12 protein-coding genes are annotated in these 12434 nt (G+C 40.3%); 4 read left to right on the forward strand and 8 right to left on the reverse strand.

Going from position 1 to position 12434, the window contains the following annotated elements; genetic code table 11:
* Positions 1–41 precede the first annotated feature (41 nt).
* Genes F0361_RS00205 through lptB form a run of 4 tightly spaced genes read left to right on the forward strand, consistent with a single transcriptional unit; the run spans position 42 to position 2984 of the window.
* Positions 42–1007 (forward strand): KpsF/GutQ family sugar-phosphate isomerase, encoded by a 966-nt coding sequence (locus F0361_RS00205; protein WP_138257645.1) that lies wholly within the window; start codon positions 42–44, stop codon positions 1005–1007.
* Positions 1007–1858 (forward strand): twin-arginine translocase subunit TatC, encoded by an 852-nt coding sequence (gene tatC / locus F0361_RS00210; RefSeq protein ID WP_138257644.1) that lies wholly within the window; start codon positions 1007–1009, stop codon positions 1856–1858. Before F0361_RS00205 ends, tatC begins: the two co-directional genes overlap by 1 nt.
* Positions 1842–2192, forward strand: coding sequence for a carboxymuconolactone decarboxylase family protein (locus F0361_RS00215; protein WP_154916662.1), 351 nt, complete (start codon positions 1842–1844; stop codon positions 2190–2192). Before tatC ends, F0361_RS00215 begins: the two co-directional genes overlap by 17 nt.
* 51 nt (positions 2193–2243) lie before the next feature.
* Entirely contained in the window at positions 2244–2984 is a 741-nt protein-coding gene (lptB, locus tag F0361_RS00220) for an LPS export ABC transporter ATP-binding protein (protein WP_138257642.1), read from the forward strand.
* A 19-nt stretch (positions 2985–3003) separates the two neighbouring features.
* On the opposite strand, the gene F0361_RS00225 is transcribed toward lptB, so the two are convergent.
* From F0361_RS00225 to F0361_RS00260, 8 genes are all read right to left on the reverse strand, one after another.
* Positions 3004–5232, reverse strand: a complete 2229-nt coding sequence (locus tag F0361_RS00225) for a hypothetical protein (protein ID WP_154916664.1) — start codon at positions 5230–5232, stop codon at positions 3004–3006.
* A 397-nt stretch (positions 5233–5629) separates the two neighbouring features.
* Positions 5630–7996 (reverse strand): hypothetical protein, encoded by a 2367-nt coding sequence (locus F0361_RS00230; protein ID WP_154916666.1) that lies wholly within the window; start codon positions 7994–7996, stop codon positions 5630–5632.
* A 200-nt stretch (positions 7997–8196) separates the two neighbouring features.
* Positions 8197–8805 (reverse strand): arsenate-mycothiol transferase ArsC, encoded by a 609-nt coding sequence (locus F0361_RS00235; protein WP_154916668.1) that lies wholly within the window; start codon positions 8803–8805, stop codon positions 8197–8199.
* A 74-nt stretch (positions 8806–8879) separates the two neighbouring features.
* Positions 8880–9686: a DUF4198 domain-containing protein gene (locus F0361_RS00240; RefSeq protein WP_154916670.1), complete on the reverse strand. Its 807-nt coding sequence runs from the start codon at positions 9684–9686 to the stop codon at positions 8880–8882.
* Positions 9687–9742: 56 nt separating this feature from the next.
* Entirely contained in the window at positions 9743–10141 is a 399-nt protein-coding gene (locus F0361_RS00245) for a DUF4345 domain-containing protein (protein ID WP_154916672.1), read from the reverse strand.
* A complete protein-coding gene (locus F0361_RS00250) occupies positions 10122–11396 on the reverse strand; it encodes an MFS transporter (protein WP_154916674.1) in 1275 nt (424 codons plus the stop codon). The genes F0361_RS00245 and F0361_RS00250 overlap by 20 nt, the downstream gene beginning before the upstream one ends.
* Entirely contained in the window at positions 11396–11878 is a 483-nt protein-coding gene (locus F0361_RS00255) for a GyrI-like domain-containing protein (protein ID WP_211361128.1), read from the reverse strand. The genes F0361_RS00250 and F0361_RS00255 overlap by 1 nt, the downstream gene beginning before the upstream one ends.
* Positions 11879–11893: 15 nt before the next feature.
* Positions 11894–12430 carry a DinB family protein gene (locus tag F0361_RS00260; RefSeq protein WP_154916676.1) on the reverse strand — a complete coding sequence of 179 codons (537 nt, stop codon included), beginning with the start codon at positions 12428–12430 and terminating at the stop codon, positions 11894–11896.
* Positions 12431–12434: the final 4 nt, after the last annotated feature.

Genomic DNA, 12434 nt, shown 5'->3' on the forward strand with positions numbered 1-12434 from the left:
ACATCTTCACAAGATTACCATTGATAAAATTAAATAATACATTGACATCCAAGAGCACAATTCTTGAGTTGGCGAAAAGGACTATTGAGAAGGAACGGGATGCTATTGGGCACTTGGCAACCTTATTGGACACGAATTTTTCCAATGCCGTCGATTGTATCTTGAATTCCAAGGGACGCGTGATTATTTCTGGTATTGGAAAAAGCGCCATTATTGCCTCAAAAATTGTCGCAACGCTGAACTCCACGGGCACTCCTGCCATTTTTATGCATGCGGCCGATGCCATTCACGGAGATTTGGGAACCATCCAGGATGACGATGTAGTGATTTGCATTTCCAAAAGTGGCAGTACTCCAGAAATTAAGATGTTGGTACCTCTCATCAAAAGGGGCAAAAATACCCTGATCGGGATGACAGGAAACCTGGAATCCTTCTTGGCGAAACAGGCGGATTTTGTCCTGAACACCTTTGTGGAAAAGGAGGCGTGCCCAAACGATCTGGCACCCACAACAAGTACTACGGCGCAATTGGTGATGGGCGATGCCTTGGCCATTGTTCTTTTGGAACTGAGAGGTTTTAGTAGTGCCGACTTTGCCAAGTACCATCCAGGAGGGGCTTTGGGCAAAAGAATGTATTTAAGGGTAGCCGATATTGCCCGCAACAACCAAATACCAGCGGTTCAGGTTTCCGCCGATGTCAAGCAGGTTATCGTGGAAATATCCGAAAAAATGTTGGGGGTTACCGCTGTTCTGGATGATAAAAAAGTAGTAGGCATCGTAACCGATGGTGATATCCGTAGAATGCTGAACAATCATGATAATATCAAGGGACTAACTGCAGCCGATATCATGACCACACAACCAAAAACAATTGAGATGGACACCCTCGCCATTAAGGCATTGGAAGTGATGCAGCAAAAAGGCATCTCCCAATTATTGGCCATGGAAAAAGGCGAATATAGCGGCGTGATCCATTTACATAACCTTATAAACGAAGGTATCATATAATGGCAAAAAGTACGACTTCCCCAGATGAGATGTCCTTCCTGGACCATTTGGAAGAACTAAGATGGCATTTAATACGATCTACCTTGGCGGTAGTAATCATTGGCGTCGTAGCCTTTGTATTTAGTAGGTTCATTTTTGACGTCATCATCTTTGGACCTTCGCAAATGGATTTTCCAACTTATAAATTCTTTTGTAGGGCGGCTACATACATTGGGATTGAATCCGACTTCTGTAAGGATCAATTACCTTTCACTATTCAAAGTAGGACCATGTCCGGTCAATTCTCAGCGGATATTTGGACGGCTATTTGGGCAGGAATTATAATTGGGTTTCCCTATATCCTCTATGAACTTTGGAAGTTCATTAGTCCTGGGCTCTATGAAAAGGAACGCAAACACTCCAAAGGCTTTATTTTAATCGCCTCTGTTCTATTCTTTCTTGGAGTTTTGTTCGGTTATTATGTCGTAGCTCCATTATCAATAAACTTTTTGGGAACCTATCAGGTAAGTGAACGCGTTTTAAACGAATTTGATTTGGATTCTTATATTGGTACCGTAAGGTCCGCAGTACTTGCTTGTGGTGTGCTGTTTGAACTACCCATTATTATTTATTTCCTCACCAAGGTAGGGTTGGTAACACCTGAAATCATGAGGAAATATCGAAAAATAGCATTGGTAATAGTATTGATCCTGTCCGCAGTGATTACACCTCCCGATGTTGCCAGTCAAATCATAGTGGCAATTCCGGTACTTATATTGTATCAAGTGAGTATTTATATTTCCGCCAGAGTACTGAAAAGCGAAGCTAAAAGGGAAGCAAAAAGAGCCAAAAGAAATGTCAAATCCAGTTGAGGAATTTAATGCCTATCGTTCCAAAATGAACGAGAAGCTATTAGCGGACAATAATAAGATAATCAAACGTATCTTTAATTTGGATACCAACGCCTATGCTCCCGGCGCTTTGGACGTAAAGACCAAGGAACTATTGGGATTGGTCGCTTCCGCAGTGCTACGATGCGATGATTGCGTAAAATACCATTTGGAAAGTTCCTTTAAGGAAGGGGCTACTAAAGAAGAGGTCATGGAAACTTTGGGTATTGCCACCTTGGTAGGCGGAACCATAGTAATTCCCCACTTACGAAGAGCCTACGAATATTGGGAAGCGTTGGAGGAAAATCAAGGTTAAAGATTTTATAATTGCTTTTTCCCGCCAGTAAGAAGGGTTAGATTTGAAAAAATGAAGCTAAGAGCAGAAAATATTATGAAGTCCTACCGTGGCCGCCAGGTCGTTAAGGGCATTTCCCTTGAGGTAAATCAAGGTGAGATTGTAGGGCTTTTAGGTCCAAATGGTGCCGGTAAGACCACTTCTTTTTACATGATCGTAGGACTCATCAAGCCGAATGGTGGAAATATCTATTTGGACAGCATGGAGATTACCAATTTCCCTATGTACAAACGTGCCCAGAACGGTATTGGGTATTTAGCACAAGAGGCTTCTGTATTTAGGAAATTGAGTATTGAAAAGAATATCCTGAGCGTTCTCCAGCTTACCAAGCTGAGTAAAAAGGAGCAGCTCATGAAGATGGAATCCCTGATCGAGGAATTCGGTCTGGGACACATCCGTAAAAATCGTGGTGACCTATTATCCGGTGGGGAACGACGACGTACGGAAATTGCCAGGGCTTTGGCGACCGACCCTAAATTCATATTGCTTGATGAGCCATTTGCCGGGGTGGACCCCGTAGCCGTGGAGGATATCCAACGCATCGTAGCCCAATTAAAGAACAAGAATATCGGTATTTTGATTACGGACCACAACGTTCAGGAGACCTTGGCCATTACGGAACGTTCCTACCTCATGTTCGAAGGAGGTATTCTTAAGTCGGGAATACCAGAAGACCTGGCCGCCGATGAAATGGTACGAAAGGTATATTTGGGCCAAAACTTCGAGCTGAGAAAAAAGAAGCTCGATTTTTGAGTTGTTTTATGTAATATACTTATTGACTAGAATCTACTCTAATTATTTTGTTGGTTGAAAATAAAGAACCATCAGAAGCCATGCCCTCGATAAATAGTTCAAATTCCGTCCAACCCTTACCATCAAAAATAATGTCGACCTTCCCATTTTCGTCGAGAATAATACCTGGCTCCCAATGAATGGTTCCAAAATTAATAAAGGCATCGTCTGTAACACTAGCGTAATTGGGAACATGGAAGTCTTTTACCGGAGCAAAGCCATTTTTTACGGTGTGCAGAAAAAACCTTGACTCCTTTTCAACTTTTACATCCTCCCCTTCGCCCCAAATCTTCCGGTACAATCTTATAACACCGCCTCCCGCGCCTGGTTCTGCATTTCCAGACTTATCTATAAAATAAGCCCCTATTTCATCCGTCAAAATATGTTCTATATTATTAAAATCGACTTGAAGAATGTCATCTACATATAAAGCTGGTGAGACGCCATTTCTAAGGTTGACAATGGATACTCGACCCTCATATGAGCTAGTCCAGTCGATAATAACCCTAAAACCATTGGAGCGGATAATGTCCATAAAACGGGGATACATTTTTCTTTCCCGCTCCGTAATCTCGGTTACACGATTTTCGTTAACGACCGGACTGATTAAGTAATCATTTCTCTTTTTCTTCTCAACTACCGTGGCTTCGTTCAAAACTATGGTTTTGTCAGGCATTATAAAATCTTCCAGGTTAAACGCTTCGCTATTGTCCTTAGCAACAATCTCTGTAATATATTTCTCAACACTATTTATTTTATCGACCCTAATGCCATTATCCAGCCTTACATATAAATTGGGCCTTGAAAGTTTTCCATTTGAATTGATTGTGGTGAATTGTAATTCATCACCATTTTCAAAATAATAGTTCTTTAATACAAATTCTTCCAAATCTTGGGACAACTCAATCCTTTTTGGGTATGGCTTGTCACCAATATACAGTAAAAGATTCTCATTTCTTCCCAGTTCAAAATTCAGCTTGCCGTAAAGGTCCACTCCTGTCCTGGAATTATTCTCTTTTCTTGGTGAATTATTGAATATGTTCTTCCAATCGTAACGAGACCAACCTTGCGTTAATAACAATAGGTCCAAATCATTTTCCCTTTTCTTTGAGGTCTCCGTAAAATAATACGAAGGATGCTCAATATTTTCATTTACATAAGGTTCCAATAAAAAAGAACTAGAAATATTTTTCTTTTTTTGATAGGCTTTCGTTCCCAAAGGCAAAATTGAAGCACTTAAAAATTTTAAGCTTTTGGAGCTATTTTTTGCAAATAGGGTTAATTGCACAGAATCAAATTTCTTTGACTTTACGTTTATGTTTAAATCATTATTCTTTTTTGAATCCCCAGAATTAAAGACTAGCCTTTCGACCACAGGAATTCCCGTATTATCAACCAAGGTTACAATATTCATTCCCGGGTGTAACTCTTCGGAATCAAAAATATAGGATACAAAGGTTCCATCCTTTGGAAAGTTAATATCCATATGCTTAAGAAGTCCATCTCTATGGAACAATAAGGAATACGTTTTTTCACCAATCTCACTCCTAGTTAAAGGATTCATGCCCAAAGTAATCTGTATTTTATTTTCAGAAAGCCTTTTGACATTGATGCCTATTCCCCTTTCTTCTATCTCCGGTAGGAAGAATTGCCTTATTCTGCCTTCGCTGTCAATTAAACTTGTACTGTAGGTCTCTTCTTTTCTAGGCAAGAAATTAAACCTGGCCAAACCAAACATATTGGTTTCAAAGCTCGCCACGGTATCACCTTTACTTTCCACCAAATAGCCCTTAAATTTTTCGACACCCTGGCCCGATCGATTTTCAACTTTAACCCCTACCGTCGCAGGAACATCGCTTACTAGGGTACCTCCCTCGAGCAGAAAATTTATGTCCAAAATATCTTTACTATTTTCTAATACAGTCTGTAATCGATTTATAACCCTAAATTTTTGAATAAAAGAATCCTCTTCTTTCAAGTTTTGCAAAATACCGGTTGTTGCCTTTAGGTAATAAAGCCCGGCAGAAAAAATAGAATCTACCTTGATTTGTCCTTTTGATATTCCATTTTCACTAATGAAAAGTTCCTTTTTGATTTGATTGCCTTCTGAATCATAGACACCTACATAAAGATTCAGTCTCTCGTTATAAGGTAAGCAAGTCAAAGGATCATAAATATAACCATTGAACCATAGATATTCCCCCTGCACATAATCGCTTTTATTAGTATGTAAAAAGACTAAAGGCCTCGGCATACCAAAATAATCACCGATTGCAGGTTTGACCCTGTTTTCAATGCTTAAATTCTGTGAATATAAGGTTGCACATGCGAAGACCGACAAAAAAAACAAACAACTTAATGAGCGAATAGTATAATTCATGTTACAAATACGAATTAATTATTGATCTAGCCAAGGTGACTTTGTTATGACAAGTATCTTTTGTTAAAGTTTTTATATTCAGAATTTCAATCCCTTCGAAGTAGCTATTATCAACCTAAAATGTTGATTTAATAGATGTTAATAGCCTTATTAGTTTATAATAATAAATGAAAAGTACATCCTATGAATCTTACTCAAATAACCGGTTATCTAAAAAAACGTTGACCTAATCCGGACTAATTTCAACATCCTCCATTGTGGAATAAAGAGTACCATCTTCACCAATTCCCTCAATGAATATTTTCATGCGCTTGATGTCTAGGTGTTGAAATACGAATGTACCATTACGTCCATCAACTATTTCCAAACTGGGGACCCAGTGAATAGTTCCAAAATTTTTAAAGGAGTCATCACTGACGCTGGCATATTTGGGCACATAGAATTCTTTCACTTGGTCAAAACCATTTTTTACAATATGTTTAAAAAATTCCTTATCGGAATATTTTCTTCCCAAACCTGCAGCATCCTGGTCAACCCCCTTCTTAGTGTATACCCTTATCACTCCTCCTGCGGCACCAGGTTCCCCGTTTCCAGACCTATCAATAAAATAGCTTTCCAATTGGCTAGTGGAAAAATCTGTCAATATATTGAAATCTGAATAAGGTATGTCATCCACGTATAATCTTGGAGAGGGAGGTGTCAAAGAAAGTGCCAAGGGTCTTTTGGACGTAATACGAATGCGGTCATAGCCCGTATTGGGTGCCTCCCACACATTAAATCCACTGGACCGTATCAAATCCAATAGTCTAGGGAAATTGCCTATGGTTTTCTCTGTAACTTTAACGAGTTTATCCGGAGTAAAGTGGGGACTCACATAAACAGGGTCCTCCTGCCTGCTTTCTACGGTTACCTCATTCAATGTGATGGTATTATCTGGAAGTACAAAACTAAAATTGCCACTGTGATCATTTACTTGATAATCAAAGGTAGACATTTGCCTTTTATTAGGCAGTTTATGTAGAACATCCGATTTTGTTCCGTTATCGACCCTGACGTATAAATTTGGCCTGGAAAGCCTTCCATTGGCATCTACTACCGTAAACCTGAGTTCAGTTCCTTTTTCAAGATTGTAATTTTCAAGAAAAAAACTTTTGGAACCTTCTTTTATTTTTATCATTTGAGGAAGAGACCCCTCTCCAGGATATAACATAATCCCTTCATTTTTTCTAAGCTCAAAATTAAGTTGGCCCAAAACATCTACGCCAGTCTCAAAACCATTTCTTTTATCTGGAGCAATCTCAAAAATATTCTTCCATTCATAACGGGACCAACCTTGTGTCAATAGAAGTAAATCCAAATCCTTTTCGGTTTTTTCGGATACATTTGAAAAATAATATTTAGGATTTTCAACACTTCCGGACAAATATGGAGTTAACAAAAAGGTACTTAAAATGTTGTAATCATGTCGATAAGCCTTAGTTTCTGCCGGTAAAACCGAGGCGCTTAAATATAAAAACCCTTTTGATTTTCTTTCCAAATCAATGTGCATGGATACTGAGTCGCGATCAACATATCCAAGTGATGTTTTCAATTCTCCCTGCTTTATGCTATTCCTATTAAATACCAGTCTTTCCAACAGAGGATTTCCATAGCTGTCTATTAGTGTAATAATGTTGGTACCAGGATGTAAGGACTCCGAGTCAAGAACATAGGAAACGTAATTTTTATTCGATGGAAACACCACCTCCATATGTTTTAAAAGCCCATCCCTGTGAAAAAGTAAACTAAATGGCTTACTTCCCATTTCAGCCCTGGTCACGGAATTGGTTCCCAAAAGAATCATTATTCGATCAGAAGAAATTCTCCTTATGGACATTGCAATGCCTTTGGGTTTGGACTTGGGAAGCAAAATTTTTTGTTTTTTCCCTTGAAAATTATCCATTGTTGCAGAATACAGAATTTCCTGCTGAGGTAAAATCTCAAACTTCGCGTGGCCAAAATTGTTTGTAATGAATGCTGTTATGGAATCACCGCGATTATTTCTGATGATCCCTCTTGCTCCTTTAACACCGTTTCCATGAGAATTTATTACCTTAACCCCCACAGTACCCTGTACATCCGAAACCAAATATCCTCCCTCTGGTAAAAATTGGACATCTAATTCTTCGTCTTCGATTCCTTTTATTTTGGTAGGCCCTTGAACGACATCAAATTGGGAAATGAACGAATCATCTTCTTGAAAATTACGCATCCAGCTGGTCGAAGCCTTTATATAATAAGTTCCCTTGTCAAAAGTGGAATCAATCAGTACTTGTCCAAGCGCTAATCCATTCCTACTGATGAAAAGCTCCTTTTTTATAGGTTGGCCCACGGAATCATAAATTCCTATATAAAGGTTAAGCGGTTCCTTTAAAAGATTGTTCTTTAGTCTGTTATATAGGTAACTTTTAAACCAGAGATGCTCTCCTTCAACAAAGGCACTTTTGTTCAAATGCAAAAAAACTGAGGCCCGGGGCATTCCAAAATAGTCCTTAAAGGCAGGTTTTATTTTATTCTCCACACTTAAATTCTGAGCATTAAGTGAAGTAATCAAAAAGGTGGAAATTAAAAACCAGTATTTAATGGACCGGTAAACTATTTTCAGTTTTTCGCAGAGCATACTCTTTAAAGATAATCATGCAGACCCTAATGACAATTTTAGATTGACAGTTTTACCTATATTTAACAAGTCATTTACATCTTTAAAAAGTTGGGAAAAAGGGAAATTATCAAAGGTTGGATTTCCTGAAATTCCTATACCACTTTAGAAAAAACATAGTACAACTGTGCCGCTATCTCCAAACTTCGCTCCATGTATTTTTGAGATTGGAGATTGGTTCCATCAAAAGCTTTTGGATCATCAAAGGTCATTGGAATGCGCTTTTCGGCTCCTGGAATATAGGGACAGTTTTCATCGGCGTGCCCACAGGTCATAATGGCCGCGAAATTGGATTCCGGATTAAAGGCATGATCATAGGTCTTTGAAAAACCGATGATGGGCAGGCTATTATCTCCATATTTGATGGCATACACTGGATTCCCACCCTCCGATAATTTGCTGATTCTAAATCCAGCACCTTCCAACGTATCCAAGACCTTTGGAAACAAAGCCGTTGCTTCCGTACCTCCGGAGTAACAAGCCACTTTAGGAATATCAAAATAGGCGGCTAGGGTCTGTGCCCAAATTTGGGATAAATGGCTTCTTCGAGAATTATGGGTACAAACAAAATTCAGGTTAATGGGCTCATCCTCATCCCTTTTTTCCTGAATGTAATCGATCAACGATTGTAAAATTGGGGTACGGACCGCATCGGGCGTATATCCCTTAAGTTCCTTGATGCCTTTTTTTAGTTCCTTGAACATAGCTCACACAATAATTTAAGGCAAAATTAAAACCTGTTTCCAGAAAAAAGAACATCGGATTAAAAAGCTAACCATTATTTAATCTCAAAGGTCAAGGTGGCCCAGTTGGATTCGTAATCCACGGCATCACCTTCCTTCTTTTCCATGTGAATGGTGGCCACGTACCACTTTCCTTTTGAGGTGGGCAAAATGCTTACCATACCGTTGGCATTGGACTTCACGGAATTTTCGTTCTCGTGAGCATCCTGGCCCGGCACGGAGGTGCTGTAATGAACCGTATGATTGGCCAACGGCTTTCCGTTCCGGAGCAATTTAAAGGCGACCCTGTCCCCCAAGGTAATCTCAAAAGGATTGTTCAAGGGAACGAACTCAATGGGATAGCCCAACGGCTTCATAAAGTCGATGGAGGTATTTTCACCCACCTGTAGCAGTGCCTTTACATGTTTTGAATACCGCTCCTTAGCGCCGTTATTGGTGATTCCGGCCTGTTTTCTATCGGCAATGGTGCCCTCCAGACCTTCATGCTCCAAATATTCATTAAAATCCGCCGCATTCATTTCCAATATCCTCGGCAGGGTGGAAATACCGGCCACATACGTTCCCGATGCTCCGGTAGTATATTTTAGATAGGTGATATTTTCCTCTCCGTAGTAATCAGTATCCGATGGTTCAAATTGATACCCCGGCCCCAAAATTTTGGCTTTTACGATTCGGTCCCTGGTAATTTCATTTTCACTGGTATCAAATGTACCATTGAACAAATAAAGGAGACCCGAGGTATTGGGTTCCAAAAAATGAGAGTCGGACTTTAAAAATAGTTCGTGGGAGGAAAAAAGGACCACAATGGCCAATAAGGAAAGTAAACGAAGTACGGTTTTCATATGTTCATATTTTATTCTATACTATATCTACGAAGGTATAACATTAATGGTTTTATTTATTTACCGACGTAGGACTTAAAGGCTTTCAAGTTATAAAATCCCCAAACCATAAAAATCAGTTCCAAAACCATGGCGACGAAAAATGGTAAACCAAAACCATCCCAAAGCAAGCTGATCAATCTACCTGAAGCGATACCACCCATAAATAGCACGTTGCACAGTGTGGCTGATTTCCACAACTCCTGACGAAATGCGCCCATTAGCCAATAGATACCCAACCCGAGGTAAATGCCCATAATGGCCCTGAAAATATTCTTTAAAGCCAAGGCTTCGACTTCAAACTTAAAGGTCAACGGCATCACATATGACGGATGGAGTCCATAAAACAGACCCGCCAAAATGACAATGATTCCGGATAGGACCAATTGCAGGTTCCTAGGAAATTTTCTTTCCATCCTTTCTGTATAATTTGTAATACCTGTAGGCTGCCAACGCTCCCACAAAGGAAAAGCCCGCGATCATATAAAAAACATGCTGATGTCCCTTCAATCCGGGACTCGCATCCAACAATAGGCCCATGGCAGCGCCAGCGAATATATCTGGGGTATAGCCTATTACCGATATAAGTCCCACCGCGGTTCCCGTCAAAACCAGTGGTATCCTTCCACTCTCCATAACCGCAAAATATAGGGCCCTGGCCGCATAAATTCCTGAGGTGACGATTAATATTGAAAAAAGAAATAGCAACACCGATGTATCCACTACAAAGCCCAAGGCGAATAGCATGGCACCAAAAAAAGAAACGACAAAACTCACAAACAGCCAATAACTAGGTAGGGAACGATCCGCGATGATACCGATGCAGATTCCCACTACGGGCCTCACATAAAACAGAAAAGCTCCGGTCTTGGCGGCATCCACATCATCGTACAGCATGATTTCACTTGCATAGAGCGAAAAAACATCGGTTAGTTTATACCCCACGTAGGCGCAAAGTATGATGACCATCAACAATAAAACCGATGGTAATTTTAGTACTTGTCCAATTTGTGACATGGATATTTTTTCCAGAACGATTTCCCTTTCCAAACGGTCTGGCAGTTTCATAAACACCCAGACCAAAATGCCCACGAATGCCACAATTGTGGATGATACCAAAAGTACCTTGCGGAACGCAAACCGACTATCGGCGAGGTTGGCACTTTCTATATTATCGGCCATAAACCAAGAAAAAACCAATACGCCCAAGGTCCCGAAAAGTGCCCCCACAAGCCCCCTTCCCCCATCCAAAAATCCGTATGCCTTTCCTTGGGAATTACGTCCGCCCCAGACCCTTGTGGCCTTTATCATGGGCGACCAAAAAAGGAAAATAGTGGTAAAACCCCAATAACCGTAGAGTATCTGTAAGTAATGAAATTCGGGAAAGGTGGCAAAATACAATCCGCCTGCGGCCGTTGTCCAAAGGCCTAGGGCGATCAACTTTCTTGGCGGGTATTTATCCGCCAAGGGCCCACCAAAGAAATAAGAAACCAAGGCGACTACCCCATACACGGAAAAGCAAAGACCCAATTCCGTATTGTTCAGTTGAAAAACCTTCAAAACGGTAGGCCTAAATACACGTTGAAGGACGAAGGGCAAAATAAAAACACTTTCTCCAGCCAAAATCAACAATGCCAAATAATACCATGGAGCTCTTTTTTCGGTATCCATTAATAGTCCAGGATTGGAACCCAAATCTGCTCTTCGGAATTGGGATCGTTATTTTTATACTTTTCACCTAGCACCTCAAAATGGGGCCTGTGGTCCAACCGGTATCTAGAAGTCGGCAGCCACTCATTATAGATGTATTGAAATATGCGAGGGTCACTACTTGTCCCTTTGTATTCAAAAACCGCATATTTTCCAGCAGGCAACTCAAAAAACTGCATACCCTTAGGGATATTGGATACCTCCAATACTTCCACGGCGGCCCATTTTTCAAAAGACTTCTTTGGGTCAAAATGCCTGAAATAGTCTTCGGGATAGTTTTGGAGGGAAATAAAATCGGGTGAAACCCTATGGAAAATCTCCGAAACCCTTGGCCGAAAACCGCTCCAGAGTTCAGCCGTCCTATTATTCAAAATGCTCATGTGGCACGACACACCAATTAATTTCCTCGCTTTACTTTCTTCTATTCTTGGTGTAATCTTCACAACTTTTAAAAAAAATTAATTTATCCTCGTACGCTGGGATTTTAACACACTAGCGGTGACCAGTAATTGTCCTATATGGCGCTGACTATGCTCCGCTGCATGAAACAGCAATCCCAAAACCGTAGAAGGTAATTTTTTTCTTCCAACGAATCTTGCTTCTTTTAAGGTATCCTCGGAAAGGCCCTTAAAATACCCAAGCATAATTTCCATTTGTTTTGTAAAATCAGCCATTAAATTGTTTAAGGTCGAATTGTTGTTAGGCACCCCCTCGTTTTTAAGATACTCGAATTGGGCATCCGTGAGCGAAGTTCCTTTGGCGTACGTCATCATTCTATCCAATACGCCCGTCATGTGCTGTATATGAAACCCAACGGATGCCCTATCTTCCAATTTTTCCCAAAGAAATACCTCCGGAAAATCTGCCAAATAATCATAAAGATCCTTGTTGGATTGCAGCAGGGCATGTGAGGCCGGTTGTAAAAGAGAGGGTATTCCCTCCACGGGACCCCGTAACCAATATTCGATGGATTCATTATGATTTGATTTGGACATCCTT

Origin of the sequence: Maribacter flavus, from assembly GCF_008386635.1 — a bacterium.
In the GTDB taxonomy this organism is placed as follows: Bacteria; Bacteroidota; Bacteroidia; order Flavobacteriales; family Flavobacteriaceae; genus Maribacter; species Maribacter flavus.